The 18296-nt window shown below is 58.1% G+C and carries 8 protein-coding genes; 1 reads left to right on the top strand and 7 read right to left on the bottom strand.

Annotated elements, in window-relative coordinates:
- Positions 1–54 precede the first annotated feature (54 nt).
- Positions 55–954 carry a LamG domain-containing protein gene (locus tag CEK71_RS20815; protein ID WP_088621180.1) on the bottom strand — a complete coding sequence of 300 codons (900 nt, stop codon included), beginning with the start codon at positions 952–954 and terminating at the stop codon, positions 55–57.
- A 392-nt stretch (positions 955–1346) separates the two neighbouring features.
- On the opposite strand from CEK71_RS20815, the gene CEK71_RS20810 reads away from it, so the two are divergent.
- On the top strand, positions 1347–3890 hold the full coding sequence (locus tag CEK71_RS20810; RefSeq protein ID WP_088621179.1) for a pentapeptide repeat-containing protein: 2544 nt from the start codon (positions 1347–1349) through the stop codon (positions 3888–3890).
- Here CEK71_RS20810 and CEK71_RS20805 read toward each other — a convergent pair.
- From CEK71_RS20805 to CEK71_RS20780, 6 genes are all read right to left on the bottom strand, one after another.
- Entirely contained in the window at positions 3835–4143 is a 309-nt protein-coding gene (locus CEK71_RS20805) for a hypothetical protein (RefSeq protein WP_088621178.1), read from the bottom strand. The genes CEK71_RS20810 and CEK71_RS20805 overlap by 56 nt on opposite strands.
- A complete protein-coding gene (locus tag CEK71_RS20800) occupies positions 4143–5930 on the bottom strand; it encodes a hypothetical protein (RefSeq protein WP_088621177.1) in 1788 nt (595 codons plus the stop codon). Before CEK71_RS20800 ends, CEK71_RS20805 begins: the two co-directional genes overlap by 1 nt.
- Positions 5930–6382, bottom strand: coding sequence for a hypothetical protein (locus CEK71_RS20795; protein ID WP_088621176.1), 453 nt, complete (start codon positions 6380–6382; stop codon positions 5930–5932). The genes CEK71_RS20800 and CEK71_RS20795 overlap by 1 nt, the downstream gene beginning before the upstream one ends.
- A 398-nt stretch (positions 6383–6780) precedes the next feature.
- Positions 6781–16602 (bottom strand): non-ribosomal peptide synthetase, encoded by a 9822-nt coding sequence (locus tag CEK71_RS20790; RefSeq protein ID WP_157679501.1) that lies wholly within the window; start codon positions 16600–16602, stop codon positions 6781–6783.
- A complete protein-coding gene (locus CEK71_RS20785; protein ID WP_088621174.1) occupies positions 16590–17246 on the bottom strand; it encodes a glycosyltransferase family A protein in 657 nt (218 codons plus the stop codon). Before CEK71_RS20785 ends, CEK71_RS20790 begins: the two co-directional genes overlap by 13 nt.
- Positions 17243–18295, bottom strand: a complete 1053-nt coding sequence (locus tag CEK71_RS20780; RefSeq protein WP_088621173.1) for a hypothetical protein — start codon at positions 18293–18295, stop codon at positions 17243–17245. Before CEK71_RS20780 ends, CEK71_RS20785 begins: the two co-directional genes overlap by 4 nt.
- Between the last annotated feature and the right edge of the window lies 1 nt (position 18296).

Below are 18296 nucleotides of genomic sequence, written 5' to 3'. Positions count from 1 at the left end.
TTCCCTGAGCGAAGCCGAAGGGAACGGGGAGGCAGGGAAGGGTTGCGCATCGGGTTAATGCTTTACCCCATCAATCGTCACTTTGCTCACATCGCCGTGGTTAAACTTTAGGCCAGACGCTTCGCAATCCCACGCCGCTTGGGTACTGGAGGGAATAACCACACTGGTGCCTTGGGTGACGTTTTCGCAAGTGACGGTATGGGGGCCGTCCCAAGTCACCGTGCCGCCAATCGCAGGCGGAATGATAGATTCATAGTAAGCCTTGATTTGCCCGGCGTTTAAGGCCGTATTGTAAATGTGCACACTGTCCATCGCGCCTTGGTAGTGGGCTTGGCCATGATAGGGCAACCAAGACGCATCGTATTCGCCCACCCTAGTGGGGTTATAGCCCATAAACAAAGTGCCGTTAGCATCGCCGACATCACAAGCGGCAAGGGTGGGTGTCGCGTTATCCAGTACGCCGTTAATGTAGAGTTTGGCGGTTTTGCCGTCATACACGGCGGCGACATGCGACCAGTGGCGTATCGGTAGCTTGCTTACCGACCTTAAGGCCACACCGTTCATGCACTTAAAGAGGAAGAACGACACCGAACCGTCATTTTCCAAATGCAGAAATTTATCTTCCAGCGAGCCCACCCATTTGCTGACTAAAAATCCGGCGGACAATTTGGCGGGTTTTAGCCATAAGCTGTAAGTGGCGGTGGTGGCGATGGCAAAATCCGGCGAGTTGCCGACTTGCAAGTAATTATCGCTGCCATTAAACACAAAAGCCTTATTTTTTGCCGGGCCTTTTATGCAAGAACTGGGGCTGCCCGCTAAGGTCGCATCATGGCCGTTCGGGCCGGCATCTTTGCCTGTACAATCGTTAAATAGCCACTCGGCGACCAGGCCATCGGCGCGGGCTTGGCTACATAACAGTAACAGCAGGGTAGCGAGTACGGTTTTTTTCATCATATCCTCCGGGTTAAAGGTTTAACGTACGGCGACAGGCAGAGCGGTAGCGCCGTTATCGGCAACTATGGGCGGCAGGTAGCCGCCGTTAGTATAACAAACTGTTATTGCGGTTCGTAATAAAAATAAGCCTAGTTAATGGCTTATACTCGATCATCAAGTTTTTAACATTCGGATAAACACTTAAATATCGAGCTATAGCATTGCCCCCGCCTGTGGCTAGCCCAAAAGCGCATCAAAATAATATCCGCCAATCCCCACTTTTTATAACTTTAATTGATTGACTTTATTAAAAAATCCTGATAAAAATTACCAACCTACACCGCTATAATGGGTATTATCAAAACACTGGGTGTACGCTATCGCCACGGCCTAAACCACACGAGGTAAACGCCATGCCTACACCCACCGCCAGCGAAATGCTCGACAGCGTCCGCACCGAAGCGGCCGAACTGCGTAGTTTCACCATCACCTTTTTATCGCTGCTGATCTACCTAAGCCTCATCGTGGTGGCAACCGACCACGAACAAATCTTGCGCGTCGACCCTGTCACCCTGCCATTGCTGGATGTCAAAATCCCCATCGTGGGCTTTTACCAATTCATGCCACCGTTCCTATTTTTTATGCACTTATACCTACTGGTGCAGCATTACCTGTTCTCGCAATTGGCGTTTAAGTTTGAAGAAGCCTTGCGCCTAGACCCCATGCGAGAAGACATCCGCCGCCGCTTGGGTAACTTGCCCTTCATGCACTGGCTACTGGGAAAGAACGGCATCATTATTCAGCTCATCATGATCCTCATCAGCCTTATCTCGCTGGTCATTTGGCCTTTGTTGATGTTCTGGTGGATGCAGGCCCGTTTTTTACCCTACCATGATGAAGGTATTGTGTTCTGGCAGCAATCTTGGCTCAGCATTGATGTGTTAATGCTGGCGTATCTGTGGGCTAAAATACTCGATAAAAACAACAGCGTCCTGCATTGGTGGCGGCAACTGACAGGACTAGGTTCAGGTTTGCGCCGCCTATATACCTGCGAATGGCGTTACACACAGCTACACTGGCGCAGATGGCGCATCGCCATTGCATCCCGCCCTAAGTGGGCTTGGCTGGGTTTGTGGCTGCAAAGCGGCTGGCAAGTCATGTTCAACCCCCAACATCAGCGACGGATGCAAGTGGGGTTAGAGACTCTGTGGAACGGCTTTATCCGCTGGCTCATGGCCTTATTGCTGCTAACCGCCCTAGGCTTTAGCTGGCTGGTGTCGATAACACCGGATTCTGGTCAAGAAAAGCGCTGGCTTAAAGCCTTACTTTGGTTTGACAACCACAAAATCTCAACAGGTTGGTTGCTTACGGACATTAACCCCGGAGAATTAGGATTATTCGTCCCAGAAACTGCGCCGCGTTTATTATTTAAGCCCACAGCGTGGCTACATGAAAAAAATACCATAGAAATAAACGACTCCAACAAACGGCAACTTATGGAGTATGACCCTACTCGCGTGACTTACAGTAACTGTAATAGTGATAACAACACCCAAACAGATAGCGCGAAAAAAACACAATGCTACCTAGTTGATAGCTGGTTGCCACGCAATATGATACTGCGCGAGCAATTACTGACTGCGGATACGGAAGTAAAACCAAAGCTTGCCGCCACCTTAGCGGCAGACCAAGCACAAGTTGCCGCAAGCGAACTCAACAAGATAAGCCCGCTGGATTTAAAAGGGCGCAATTTTGATTACGCCGACTTTTCCGAAAGCAGCTTGCCCCGCGTGGATTTAAGGAGGGCAAGCCTTAAACATGCCAACTTAAACCATGTCCGTTTGGATCAAGCCCAACTAAACATGGCTAAATTAGAAGGCGCGGATTTAGGCAGGGCTACGCTGACTGGCGCGGATTTATTCGAGGCTACGCTGACTGACGCGGATTTAAGCAATGATGCTACGCTGACTGGCGCGGATTTAGGCGGGGCTACGCTGACTGGCGCGGATTTAAGCAATGCTACGCTGACTGGCGCGGATTTAGGCGGGGCTACGCTGACTGGCGCGGATTTAGGCGGGGCTACGCTGACTGGCGCGGATTTAGGCGGGGCTACGCTGACTGGCGCGGATTTAAGCAATGCTACGCTGACTGGCGCGAATTTAGTCAGAGCTACGCTGACTGACGCGGATTTAAGCAATGCTACGCTGACTGGCGCGGATTTATTCGAGGCTACGCTGACTGACGCGGATTTAAGCAATGCTACGCTGACTGGCGCGGATTTACGCGGGGCTACGCTGACTCGTGCAATAATACTGCCCTATAGCTATTTGCCCTTGGCCGATGCCCATGCACTCAATAAATTGCTTGAAAAATATCGGCAGCAATTGCAACAAGTACCCGCTTATCAAACGCCTGATGGTAAAAAAACCATTGAACAGAAAGTAAGAGACCTGCGGGAACGGGTAGGCAAAGCGGCTAACTTTGAAAACATTAAGCTACCTGACGCGCCCTGCTTAACAGACGACCCGAAGCTTGCGGGCAAAATCGGTTGCCTTATTTGGGATAAAACCAATCAACAAGACCGGGATAAAATTCTAAACTTTTGGATAACACAGGTTTGCCAAAATGACAACGGTAGCAAACTGATGGAAACTATTGCTGTAAGGGCTATAGAGCAAAAATTTCCGAGCAAAGATTACCAATGGCCCGGCCTAGCCACTAAACTGCACAGACAAGATACCAAGGCTTGTCCATGTCCAAATCTCACCACCTTATCCGAATATTTGCAGAATAAGCTAAATGCCGCCGCACTCGAACAAACAAACAAACGCCCAAAAACCACCGCTACCTTAAGACCCTGCAAACCGCACGGCTCCTGTCGGGCAAAACCGCGTGCAGGGCCTACAAAACCTCCACCATCAACACATCATCATCCCAAGGCTTACCCAGCGTATTAACACTATCAAACAAATACACCCGGCACAGATAACGCCCTACCGCCAAGCCCGCTTGGCCTAGCTTAACCACCAGCCCATCGCTTTGACTAAAATCAAACAAATCCGACCGCATCTGACTATCCAGCAACACATCGCCAAGATACAACTGCACCCGCGTCAGTTGCTTATGGTCAATCGCCTTGTTATTCACCAGAAACAACAGCGTAATATCGGTGTTGCGGCCAGTTTCCACTTTCTCTTTCAAAATCGCCATCAGTGTAGCACCTGTAATGTGTAGGACGGGGTTAGGCTGGCCATGCCGTAATGATCGGTCAAGACGTGCATAGCGGCCAACGGAGTCAAGTTCTTCATACCGTACCGCCCGACCGCAGGCAGCAAATAATCGCCCGCCGTCGCCAAATACGCCTGCGCCAGACTGCTGGCCAGAGCCGCCGCGTTTAACGGGATGGCGATAGTCAAATCACCCTGCGCCCAGGCCTCGGCCAAAGCCTGAGCACTAAAGCCGACCGTCAAATCGCCGCTACCCGCCGCGACACTGACCCCGACCCCGCTTAACGGCACAGGCACCGCCAGCCCGCCGCTGGCCGTCACGCCCGCCACCGCCGCACCCGCCAACGGTAGGCTGGCGCGTAAAGCCGCTGCGGCTAGGCTAGTGCCTTCGGCATTGCCTGTTAACGCATTATCGTCAGCCAAGCCGCTCAGACCTGCCGCCGCCAATGCCGCCGCCAGTGCCGACCCGGCTACTGTCGCCGTAACGTTCAGCACCGCCCCGGCCTGTGCACCCGCCTGAGCCGCCGCCGCCAAAGTCACCTGCTGGCGACTTTGCGCGGTGGCGGTGCTGTCGGCAACCGCCGCACCCGTCAAACTCACGGCGGTAGCCAACCCGCCTGTACCGCTGACGGCGGCTAAAGCCGTACCGGATAAATGCAGATCCAGCTTAAGGATGCCGTCGGCAATACTGACACTCGCGGCACTGCCGCTTAAACCGACGTGCTGGTTCAGCACCCCGTCGGCGCTGGCCAACGCCACCGCCAAACCGCTAAGGCTCAGGGTTTGCTGCACCGCCGCCGTCGCTGTGCTATCGGCTTGCGCCGTACCACCTACGCCTAAGCGTTGCGCCAACGCCGCGCCCGCCGTCGCATCCGCCAAGGCATTGCCGCTTAAGGCCAAGCCCATACCGAGCTGGCCAGCTGCATTAGCAACACCCTGCCCTGCCCCTGCCAACGCCATGCCCGCACCCAAGTTACCCGTCGCGGCGGCACGGTCCTGCGCCGCCCCCGCCAAATTGATAATAGGCGGCAGCGTCCAGATTTGGCTCACCCTAGGGGCGAACAATTGCCAAAAATTGCCGGACAGGCTGAGCAACTCGTTTGCTGGCAATACCCTGTTCAGCATCGCCAAACCCAACAAACCGCCGATCATAGGCCGTTGCCTAGAAAAACCGACGTTATTAGGGTCAGTCTGGTTCCCTATACTCAACAACCCACTAGAAGCCCGCACCGTGCCTACGGGATTGGTGTTTTTGGTAACCGCAAAGGGTATCCCGTTTTTATAAAATATCGGGGTGTTTGCGGTACTCGACGCATCAAAGGTGATAGCAAAAACCGCTATATCCCCGCTATAAAAAGCACTATTCGTGCTTTGCCATTGCCCTGCGCTGCTGGAAAAAGCCACATCAAACACCAGCGCACCGTTCATAAGAACCTGATAAATGCCGTTAGTGCTATCATTCGACGACATAATCCAGCCCACGCCTGTTGACGTACAATAGCCGTACCATATAATGGTTATCGCCGACCCCTCACCAACCGTAGGCAAATAATATCTATTGGGCGTGTTAGTGTTAGTGCCCCCGGCAAACTTTTTATACCGCCCTTGTTTGGCTATCCCATCCGTAATGTTTGCCGCGTTAAAACTGCCCCTACTGCCTTTAGCATAATTGACATCCGGCACAGCGGCATTCCACAAAGCCACCATATTGGGGGCATAACGCGGGTTTACACCAACCAATTGCCCAGGCTGAATAATTTGGTTAGACATTACGCGCCATTTCCTGTGTACGGCGTGTAATACACGCCATGGCCGCTGGCCGCCAACGCCGCCCCGGTCTCATTTTTACAAACGACGCGGATATACGGCGGCACATAGCCTAACGCCAACAACACCGAAAACGGCTTACGTTGCAGGGTGCTGTTAGAATTTAACGGCAGAGTGCCTAACAACAGCAAATTCGGTTCATCCGTAGTGCTGACCCCGGACACCGGGCCACTGCTGAAATTGCTGTTATCGAAACTGGCCTGAACAAACACCGACAGTTGCTTAGAACCCGACACCGTCCCCGGCGTGGCCTCCACTTCGATGACCACATCAGTCGGCGCGGCGGTTTTGACATCAATCACCCCGCAACTGATATAAGTGGCACTGGCCAGCGCATTTAAGGCACTGGTGGTTAAGGTCGTACGGCTTCCCGAAGGGGTGGTGAACGTGGTCATAATCTGCTCGCTAGGATCAATTGAAGTCTATAAAATCGGCGGGGCGATGGGAATACATAAAACTTATCGGCTGGGACACCTAATACTCGATCATCCAGTTTTTAATATTCGGATAAATAGCTCAGCTACCGGATATTGAAAAGTTGAATAAATTAATTTAAAACAACAAGTTGCAATGGAATCCGTCCCCCTCCCCTGATGGGGAGGGATGGGGTGGGGAGAATCTAAATAAGGCTTTTTTCATTAATCAGACAGAAAGCAGTCTGATTAAAATCTCTAAGCCATAAGTATAAGTCATTGATTTTATTCTCCCCACCCCAACCCTCACTGCCATTAAGTTAAGGGTTTTTGTGGCTATATGGACGATAATAAACGAATTTTTTAGATTATTAACATGGTTAAAAAAAGCGGGCAGTTGAGCGGAGCCGGGATCTGATCGATGCGGACAGCTTGGCGCGGTTGGCCTGGCGGTTCAGGCCGCCGTAACTGAGCGTTTGCCCGGCATAGTCCAGCGCGGGCGCGTCCGGCTGCATGGCGGCGTGCCGCTCGAACAGTTGGTGGGCGCACAGGTGTTGCGGGTAGGCGGTGGCGGTGTGGTTAAAGCCGTAGAGGAGTTGCTGGCGTTCAGGTTCGGGTAAAATGCTAAGTTGGCTGACGGGCTGGTCAAGCTGATGTAGCAGTGCCCCCGTCAATTGGCTAATGGCGGCCTCAAGGTAAGCGGCGACCCGTGCCGGGTCGATGCTGCCGATACATTGGGCAGCAAGGCTAAAGCTTTCGCCTAAATCATCGACAGACAAGGTAATGGGATAGTTGGTGCGCTCTTCGGCGCGTAACAGTTCCACACCTTGCCAAGCCGCGTTAGCGGCCTCATCACCCGCTTTATGGCTGTGGCGGTAATTCAGCACGGCCGTAAATAAGGGCAGAGAGGCGGTAACGCCGCTGCACCGCTGCGCCAAAGCGAGCGGAGCCTGTTCGTGCGCCAGTAACCCGGTCAATTGCCGATGGGTTTCTTGCACTAATTGCCCGGCGGTCAAATGCGCCAAACAGATACGGATAGGCAAGGTATTCATAAACATGCCCAAAGCTTGGTCAGAAACCCCCAAGCCTTGCAGCCGCCCTGACAACACCGTACCGAACACCACATCGTCCCGGCCTGTACACCCGGCCAACACTTGCGCCCAAGCGGCATGGAAGATGACCGCGTTAGCGACCCCCTGTTGTTTGGCGCACTGGAGAATCGCTTGCGATAAGGCAGGACTTAATGGCAACTGGGCTTCCCGACTGTCTTTGCCGTCACCTTGCACATCAAGATAACCGAACGGGGCGGTCGGCTCGGTAACCTCGGCCAATTGTTGCCGGAAATAGGCTTCATGATGGCTGACAGGCACCGCGCGTGCTTGGGCAATATAATTGCGGTATGGCAAGGAGGCGGCTAAACGCCCGCCCTGCCCGGCCAGCAAGGCTTGGATTTCGGCCAACACCAATTCCCCCGTAATATGATCCCGAATGACATGGTGGTTCAGCAAGGCCAATAACCAAGTCCCGGAGGCCGCATCGTGGCTGTAATAGGCGGCAAACAGCGGGGCTTGTTGCAGATCCAGCCGTAACTGCCCCGGATCGGTACGCGCTAATAGGCCTTGCATAGCGTCTTCACCCGCACTGCAAGCCAGTTCGGTCATCGGTAATAGGGCGTGGCGTTGCACAACTTGGACAGGTTCCGCCAAGCCTTGCCAAACAATGGCGGTGCGCAAAATATCGTGGCGGTTGATAACGGTTTGTAAGGCCTCAAGAAAAGCGGCCAAACGGCTGCGCTGGTCAAACCGGAACAGCAGGCGCATTAAATACGCGTCGCCGTCCGTTGCCAGCAAATGGTGGAACACCATACCTTCTTGCAACGGCGACAGCGGATAAATGTCGGCAATATTGGCCGCGCCGCCGGGTATTAGCGCGGTGATTTGCGCAAGTTCGCTGTGGCTTAGCGTCACTAAAGGCAGCATATCGGGGGTCAGTGCCGTGCAATCGGTCGGGATGACATTCGGCGGCACACTAAACACTTCCCGGTTAGCGGCGGTTTCGGCAATGCTGGCGGCCATTTCGGCCAATACAGGCGTGGTGAACACACTCATGACATCAGCGGCGTAACCTTGTTGTTGTATTTGCTCAATCAAGGTGATGGCCAGCAAGGAATGCCCGCCCAATTCAAAAAAGTGGTCGTCGCGGCCCACTTGGCTTATCCCTAACAGCGTTTGCCACAGTTCGGCCAAGGTGGTTTCCACCGCCCCTTGCGGTGCGGCATAGCCCTGTAAGGCCACTGCGGTGCTGTCCGGTGCGGGTAAGGCGTGACGGTCGAGCTTACCGTTTGCCGTTATCGGCCACTGGCTTAGGCAGACAAACGCGCTGGGGATCATATACTCCGGCAACACCGCCTGTAACTCGCCGCGCAACTGTGCCACAGGCAGGCTGTCCGCCGTTTGCAAATAAGCGACTAAGCGCTTATCGCCCGGCTGGTCTTCGCGCACCAGCACCGCCACGTCACTCAACCCCGTGCAAGCGGCAAGACGGGCTTCAATTTCGCCCAACTCGATACGGAAGCCGCGCACTTTTACCTGTTGGTCGCTACGCCCCAAAAATTCGAGGTTGCCGTCAGGCTGATAACGCGCCAAATCCCCGGTTTTATACAACCGTCCCCCGTCTGCTCCGAACGGGTCGGGGATAAAGCGTTCAGCAGTCAAATCCGGGCGGTGCAAATAGCCCCGGCTGATACCCGCGCCGCCAATGTACAGTTCTCCAGTCACGCCGACAGGTACGCGCATTAGTCCGGCATCCAGCACATACAGCCGGACGTTGGCAATCGGCTTGCCTATCGGTAAGGGGCGGTTACTGTCCGCCGCGCTGGCGGCGTAGACACTGCTCCAAACGGTGGCTTCGGTCGGGCCATATTCATTGTATAAAGCGGCATGGCCTAACTGGGCGTAATGGTGTTTGACGGCCTCGACCGGACAGGTTTCGCCCGCGACAATGACCGTGTTCAAGGTTTGCAGTTGCTCCGCGCCTTGCGCCAAGAGGGCGGTATAGAAAGACGGTAAGGCAAGGATATGGCTGATTTGTTCCCGGGCGATTAACGCCGCTAAGGCGGTAGGGTTTTTGGCCACCTCCGGTTCCGGCAAACACAGGCAAGCACCTTGGGATAAAGTCCAGAACAGCCCCGCCACCGAGCTGTCAAAGACAAACGGCGAGACTAATAGGAAAGCCCGCAACGGGTTTTTATACGCGGCAAAGCGGGCGGTTGTTGACTGCACGGCGTTGCGGTGGCTGACTAAAACCCCTTTAGGCTGTCCCGTAGAACCGGATGTGTAGATAATATAGGCCAGATTTAAGGGCTGTAGCGGTACTTGGGGCTTATCCGCCGGATAATCTGCCAAGATGCCCGGCTGATCCAGACACACCAACTTGGCCAAGTCCTGAGGCAACCTGTTCCGTAAGTGTTGCTGGGTCAATAAAACCGGGGCTTGGGTGTCCTGTAAAATATAGCCGATACGCTCTACAGGGTAATCAGGGTCTATCGGCACATAAACCCCGCCCGCTTTCAAAATGCCCAATAGGCCGACCAGCATAGCGGGTGAGCGTTCCACGCACAGCGCGACGGGCATCTCGGCACGGATACCTTGCGCTTGCAGGTAATGCGCCAATTGGTTGGCTTGGGCATCCAGAGCCGCATAACTCATGGCTTGTCCGGCAAACATGAGGGCGGTGGCGGCGGGTGTCTGCGCCGCCTGTGCCTCAAACAATCCATGCAGGGATTTTTCGGTAGGATAAGCGGCGGCGGTTTGGTTTAATTGCATCAGCCATTGCTGTTCGGCAGGTGTCAGCAATTCTAATTGGCTAATGCGTAATGCCGGTTGGTCGGCCATTTGCGTCAAAATAGCCAAGAAATAGCAGATAAAACGCTGTACCGTCGGCACATCGAACAGGTCTTTGCTATAGCCTAAATTCCCGACAATCTCTTTACCTACTACCGTTAAGGATAGGGTCAAATCGAATTGGGTAGTGTGTTGCGGCACGTCCAAGCCGATAATGTCGAGTTCAGGGAACGCCAAACTGGCGACTTCTGGGGTGTTGTTCAAATTCAACCAGACTTGGAAAATCGGGTTATGCCCTAAGCTGCGTTCGGGGTTGAGCGCTTCGACAATTTGCTCAAACGGCATGGCTTGATGGGCTTGTGCCTGTAAGGCCAGGTCTTTGACTTGGGCAAGCAATTCGCCAATTGTCGGGTCATTGGTTAGCGGCACGCGTAAGGCCAAGGTATTGACGAAAAAACCGATGAGCGGTGCCAATTCCGCCAAAGGCCGATTGGCGGCCGGGGTGCCGATGACAATATCAGTTTGTCCCGACAAACGCGCCATCAGGACAGACCACGCGCTCAGCAAGGCCATAAATAACGTGGCGTTTTGCTGGTCGGCCAGTTCTTTGACTGCCGTGGACAAGGCCGCAGATACCGTAAAACCGATATTGCCGCCCGCATGGCTACGCACCGCAGGCCTAGGCTTATCGGTCGGCAAGCTCAGTAAGGTCGGGGCGGCACTTAAGGTCTGCCGCCAAAAATCCAAGTGCTGTGCCAGCACCTCACCTTGTAGCCATTGCCGTTGCCAGACGGCATAATCGGCATACTGAACAGCCAAAGGCGGCAAAGGGTCGGCTAGGCCTTGGCAAAACGCGGGATACAGCGCCCCGACTTCCTGAACGATGATGCCAAAAGACCAGCCATCGGAAATAATATGGTGTTGGGTTATCAATAGGATATGGCAATCATCGGCCAATTGTAATAACTGGCCACGGATTAGCGGCCCTTGTGCCAAATTAAAAGGCCGCGCAGTTTCTTCGGCACATAAGCGGTTTATATCGATAGGGTCGGCTGTGGGCGGACGTAAGTCGCGTTCCCATAACGCAAAACCCGGCTCGGCAATGACTTGCTGGGGTTGGCCGTCAACGCTGACAAAACAGGTGCGTAATATCTCATGGCGGCGCACTATCCGGTCTAGCGTGGCTTTCAGGGCCGTTTTATTTAATTTGCCCTGTAAGCGTAACCCGGCGGTGATATGGAAAGCGGCACTGGCTTCGGGGTTTAGCTTGGCGAGGAACCAGAGCCGTTGTTGCGCCCATGACAGTGGGATGGGCTGGCTACGGTCGCAAGGTAGCAGCGGCGGCAACAGGCTTTGGCCGGCTTGGGCGACGCTCAGGGCGAGTTCCGCCAGCACCGGATGGGCGAATACCTCGCTTAGCGGCAGTTCCACGCCTAGCGTTTGGCGTAGCCTTGCAGCCAGTTGCACTGCCAGCAGCGAATGCCCACCCAGTTCAAAGAACTGGTCTTGCCGCCCGACGTGTTCCAGATGTAGCAGCTCTTGCCAAAGCCCGGCGATGACGGTCTCGGTGTGGCCTTGGGGGGCTTCATAACAGCGGGTGGCGGCGGTGTCGCCTTCAGGCGCGGGCAGGGCGTTGCGGTCTAGCTTGCCGTTGGCGGTCAGCGGCAACGCCGCCAAACTGACGAAGGCGGCGGGCAGCATATAGTCGGCCAAATGCACGGCGAGCTGGCGGCGCAGTCCGGCGGGGTCTGGGCTGTGGCCTGCCGCCGGAACAACGTAGGCGACCAGACGCTGATCGCCCGGCATATCTTCCCTGGCGATAACCACCGCCTCGCCGATGCCGGGGCATAGACATAAACGGGCTTCGATTTCGCCCAATTCGATGCGGAAGCCACGGAGCTTGACTTGGAAATCGTTGCGCCCTAAATATTCGATAGTACCGTCCGGCCACCAGCGGCCTATATCGCCCGTTTTGTACAGACGCGCCGCGCTGTCTGGCCGGAAGGGATTGTCGATAAAGCGTTCGGCGGTCAGTTCGGGGCGGTGCAGATAACCCCGCGCCACGCCCGCACCGCCGATGTAAAGCTCGCCCGTCACCCCCAGCGGCACAGGTTGCCGATGGCTATCGAGGATATAAATTTGCGTGTTGGCAATAGGGCGGCCAATATGGGACAGAAAGCCGCCCGCTTTGGGCATGGCGACCCACGTCGAATAGGTCGTGGTTTCGGTAGGACCGTACAGGTTAACCACTGTTTCTGCCGGGCTGTCGGTAAATAACCGTTCGGCCAGCGTCCGTGTTAGGGGTTCGCCCGCCAAATTGATGGTTTTGGCTCTGGCGGGAATACGGCGGTTGTCCAGCAGCAGTTTGGCGGCGGACGGCACGGTGTTGATGAGGGTGACACAGTCCAGCGGGCTGTCGCTGCCGCGTAAGTCCTTGAGCAAACGGACACAAGCGCCTGTGCTTAACGGTACAAACAATTCAAACACTGCCAAGTCAAAATTAATGGCAGTGGCGAACAGGGTCTGTGCCAGTTGCGCGGAGCTGAATTCGGTACTGGCCCAAGCGATAAGGTTTAAGGTGTTCCGATGTTCAATCATCACCCCCTTCGGTTGCCCCGTAGAGCCGGAGGTGTAAATGACGTAAGCCAAATGCGCCGGGGTCAGCCCTAACACTTGCGGGTCAGGGTTCAGGTCATCCCCACCCTGCCCCGCCGCATCCGGCAACCCGTCCATGACGATGCAGGGCAAACCGCCGCCCGGCAGACCTTGCAGACGCGCCCGCAAGGCCGTTTGGGTCAGCAGGGCGACGGGTTGGCCGTCTTCGAGCAGATAGGCCAGCCGCCCGTCCGGGTAGGCCGGGTCCAGCGGCAAATACGCCCCGCCCGCCTTGAGGATGGCAAGCAAACCGATGACCATCTCCAGGCTGCGTTCGGCACAAATGCCCACGCGGCTGTCAGGCCGCACCCCCAAAGCCAACAGGCGGTGGGCGAGGCGGTTGGCGAGGCGGTTTAGTTCCGCGTAGCTTAAGCTGTGGCCTTCAAAAACCAAGGCAACGGCTGCGGGGGTTTGTGCCGCTTGGCGTTCAAACAACTGGTGGACGCACAAGTGTTGCGGGTAATCGGCTTCGGTGGCGTTAAAGGTGTCCAGCAGTTGCCGACGTTGCGCGGCGCTGAGCAGGGGCAGGCGGCTGACCGGGCACTGGCCGTCGGCGGTGAGCTGGCCGAGCAGGGTCTGGTAGTACCCGGCTATGCGTTCGGCGCTGGCGGCGTCGAACAGGTCGGTGGCGTATTGGAGGGTGCCGCTGAGCACGCCGCCGTGTTCGGCCAGGGACAGGCTGAGGTCGAACTGGGTGGTTTGGCGGTCTTGGCCGTGGCCGGACAGGCGCAGGCCGGGCAGGTCGGGCAAGCCGCCGCCGGGGGTATTGTCGAGGCTGAGCAGCACTTGGAACACCGGGCTGTGCGCAAGGCTGCGCGGCGGGTTGAGGGCTTCGACCAACTGCTCGAAAGGCAGGTCCTGGTGGGCGTAAGCGGCCAAGGTGGTGGCCTTGACTTGGGCAAGCAACGCGTCGGCGCTGGGGTCGCCGTCGAGGCGGACGCGCAGGGCGAGGGTGTTGGCGAAGAAGCCGAGCAGCGGCTCCAGTTCGGCGTGGCGGCGGTTGGCGATAGGGGTGCCGATGACCACGTCGGTTTGGCCGCTTAAGCGCGACAGCAACACCGCCCAGGCGGTGAGCAGGGTCATGAACAGGGTCGCGCCGTGGCGTTGGCCGTACTGGCTGACGGCGCGGCTGAGTTCTGGCGGCAAGCGGAAACGCCAATCCGCGCCGTGGTAGCTTTGCCGGGCGGGGCGCGGGCGGTCGGTGGGCAAGGCCAACAGGGCGGGCGCAGCGTCCAAGTGCTGCCGCCAATGGCTGAGTTGGGCGTTGAGCGCCGCGCCTTGCAGCCATTGGCGCTGCCAAGCGGCGTAGTCGGGGTAATGCAGGGCCAGCGGCGGCAGCGGGTCGGGCAGGCCTTGGCAATACGCCGCGTACAGGGCGGCGAACTCGTGCAGCAACCTGCCCACCGACCAGCCGTCGGAAATGATGTGGTGCTGGGTGACCAGCAGCAGGTGCGCGTCGGCGGCCAAGCGCAACAGGCGGCCGCGGATCAGCGGGCCGTGGCCGAAATCAAACGCCGTCTCGGCCTCAGCGGCGCTGTGTCCGGTGACGGCGGCGGCTTGGGCGGCGCTGTCCAGCCCGCTCAGGTCGTGTTCGGCCAGACAAAAGCCGCACCCGGCGGGGGCGATGTGTTGCCGGGGTTCGCCGTCATCTTCGCTGAACGTGGTGCGCAACGCCTCATGGCGGGCGATGATGCGGTCTAAAGCGGCGCTCAGGGCGGCGCGGTCAAGCCTGCCGTCCAAACGCACCCCCAGCGGCAGGTGGTAAGCCAAGCTGGCGGCGGGGTCGAGCTGGGCGAGGAACCAAAGCCGTTGTTGCGCCCAGGCCAGCGGAATGGGGCGGCTACGGTCGCAGGGCAGGATGGGCGGCAAAGCGCTGTGTGCGGTTTGGCCGACGCTGAGGGCGAATTCGGCCAGCACCGGATGGGCGAACACTTCGCGCAACGGCACTTCCACGCCCAAGGTTTGGCGTAGCCGGGCGACCAATTGCACCGCCAGTAAGGAATGTCCGCCCAGCTCGAAGAACTGGTCATGCCGCCCGACCTGTCCCAAATGCAGCAGTTCTTGCCACAGCCCGGCGATCAGGGTCTCGGTAGCGCCTTGCGGGGCTTCATAGCCCCGTGCGGCGGCGCCGCCGTCCGGGGCGGGCAAGGCCTGGCGGTCGAGCTTGCCGTTGGCGGTCAAGGGGAACTGTTCCAGGCTGACGAAGGCGGCGGGCAGCATGTACTCGGCCAGTTGTCCGGCGAGTGTCCGGCGCAATTCGGCAGGGTCGGGAACTTGCCCGGCTTCCGGGATCAGGTAGGCGACCAGCCGCCTGTCGCCCGGCTGGTCTTCCCGCGCGATGACCACGGCCTCGCGGATATCGGGGCATAGACATAAACGGGCTTCGATCTCGCCCAACTCGATGCGGAAGCCCCGGAGTTTGACCTGGAAATCGTTACGCCCCAGATAAGCGATGCTGCCGTCCGGCAACCACCGCCCCAAGTCGCCGGTTTTATACAAACAGGGATAGGCATTGCCATTGCTGTCGCCAGCATCACCATCGCCCCCCTTAAGGAACGGGTTGGCGATAAAGCGTTCCGCAGTCAGCGCCGGGCGGTTCAGGTAGCCCCGCGCCACCCCCGCGCCGCCGATATACAGCTCGCCCGCCACGCCCGGCGGCACGGCTTGCAGGTGCCGGTCCAAAATGTACACCTGCGTGTTGGCGATGGGGCGGCCTATCGGCACACTGCCCGCACGGTGCGACAGACAGGCGTGGGTGGTGACGAACACGGCGGCTTCGGTGGGGCCGTAGGCGTTAAACAGGCGGACATGCGCCGCCCAGCGTTGCGCCAAGGCGGGCGGGCAAACGTCACCGCCGACAATCAGGGTCAGCCCGGCCAAGGCCGACGGGTCCGGCAGCGTCGCCACGGCGGCGGGCGGCAACAGGGCGTGGCTGATGCCCTGCCCCACTAAAGTCGCCGCCAACGCCGCGCCGGGCAGTAAAGCCCCGGTGTCCGCCAAGCACAAACACGCGCCGTTGCCCAAAGCGGTGAAAATCTCCCAGACGCTCGCGTCAAAACCCAAGGACGCGAATTGCAGGACGCGGCTGGCCGGACGGATGCCGAGCAGCCCCGGTTGCGCCTGCACCAAGTTACACAGCCCCCGGTGCGGGTTCATCACGCCCTTGGGCTGTCCGGTCGAGCCGGAGGTGTAAATGACATAGGCCAAATGGCCGGGGGCCAGCCCCACGGCGGCGGGGTCTATGTTGTGGCCGAAACCCACCACATCCCCTAAACCGTCCGAATCCGCCAAACCGCCCGCCGCATCCAACACCCGTACAGGCAGGCCTAAGCCCTCAGGCAACCGCGCGAGGCCGGCCGCATCGGCCAGCACCGCCACGGGTTGGCTGTCGGCCAGCAGATAGGCCAGCCGCCCGTCCGGCAACGCCGGGTCGATGGGGACATACGCCCCGCCCGCCTTGAGCGCCGCCAACAGGCCGACAATCGCCGCCACCCCGCGCCCGGCGCAGACCGCCACCCGCCCGTCCGGTCGCACCCCCAGCCGCCGCAGCGCGTGGGCGGCGCGGTTGGCCTGGCGGTTCAGGCCGCCGTAACTGAGCGTTTGCCCGGCATAGTCCAGCGCGGGCGCGTCCGGCTGCATGGCGGCGTGCCGCTCGAACAGTTGGTGGGCGCACAGGTGTTGCGGGGCTATTACTACGTCAACCACCCGCAGCAACAGCAACGCACCGGCAACCCCGCCAATACCTCACCCAACGGCTTAATCGCTTCGCTATAGCGTTGGCGGATGGCGGGGTTGCCGGTGCGTTGCTGTTGCTGCGGGTGGTTGACGTAGTAATAGCCGATGTGGGGGATGCGTACCGCGCCTTGGCTGAGCGCCGCTTCGGCCTTCATCAGCCATTCGATGCCGCATTGGTACTGGCGGGCGAGGCGCAGGCAGCGGTCGCTGACGTAGGCGGTGCGGATGGCCGCCAGATGGTGCAGGGCGGAAGGGCTGCGGCAGATGGCTTGGTAATCCCGGCACGGCGGGGCGCGGCGGGCGACTCCGTCGGTGCAGACGATCATGCAGTCGGTAAAGGCCACGCCGAGGGTATTGTCCGCCAAGGCTTCCAGACAGAGCCGGAGCGCGTCGGGGCTGATGGTGTCATCGTCATCGACAAACGCGACCACCTCGCCTAATTGCAGCGCCGCGTAGCGGGCGGCAAAAAATGCGTCTTCGGTCTCGGCGGCCAGTGGGATGACGACATGCCGACAAGCGGGCGTTAAAGCCGCCTGCACCGAGGCCAAACAGGGGCCAAGGTCACGCGCCCGGCGCGGGTCGGTGTGGGTGACGACGGTCAGGCTAAGGCTCATAGCAGGCTATCGTCAAGTTTTTGCACCAACAGCAAGACATTAACTTGGGTATAGACGCTATAAGGCGAGCCTTGGTTAGTAAGGTACACCCGCAACGCGGTTTCCAAGGGCGTGGCGGCATCGACCAAAAACTCGTCATGCCAGCCCAGCACCACGTCAGGTGACGGCTCCCAGGCATTATTAATGTTATAGCGGCTACGCGGCAACTGGGCGGCCTCGACCGCCACGCCACAAGGGCCGTTCAGGCTGTAGTAGCTATCGGCCAGGGTCAGGCTGACTTGCGCGACAATCCGGTAAGCGCCGCTGCTGTTCAGGGCGATAGTCTGGTTTTGGCTGTTCCAGTCGGCATAGTCGGAAGCCTTGAGCAATTCGGCGTTAAAGTCGCCGAAGTCAGAACCGTCAACGCTGTACAGCGTGTTGCCGGTCAGGCTGACGATCAAGACCCCGGCTTGCGTCATTACGTTGGCGACGCTGAGGGCGGCGGTGGCGGCCGGGTTGGCGGCGGCATCGCCGGACAAGTCATCAAGGATATGGATAACAAAGCGGGCAGGCAGCGAGTAGGCGATCAGGTCGTGCAACAGGCCGACGTTTACCGAGGTCGGCACTTGCAGGGCAATCCGGCTGGTCAGCCACGCGGTGCTGGTGCCGGGCGGCAAGGCCGTGACCATGCCGGAGCCATAAGGCAAGGCATGGGGCTGCCAAAGCGGCACCACCGAGGTGGTGCCGGGCGGATATAAGGCGCTGATCAGGGTGCGGAAAAACGCCAGGCCACGGCCATTGCCGTTGCGGCCCCGCCAGGCTTTAAACACCAGCCGTAACAGGCTGTCGTAGTCGGTAGCGGGGCGCAGGGTGCTTTCCAATAAAACCAAGCCATAATCGTTCAGGGATTTGCGCAGCAAGGTCTCGGAAGCGTATTCCGGCAACGCCAAGGTGCTGGCATCGGCCATACTGTCTGCCAAATAAGTGCCGAACAAATCAATAAACAACTGTTTCAGGTCGCCTTCAACGTTATCAAACGCGGCGCTGGCCGCTAAGGGGGTTAAGCGCATG

It is taken from the genome of Methylovulum psychrotolerans, from assembly GCF_002209385.1.
Classification (GTDB): domain Bacteria; phylum Pseudomonadota; class Gammaproteobacteria; order Methylococcales; family Methylomonadaceae; genus Methylovulum; species Methylovulum psychrotolerans.
The sequence above is the reverse complement of the archived record's forward strand: the minus strand, read 5'-3'. Positions and strand labels throughout refer to the sequence as shown.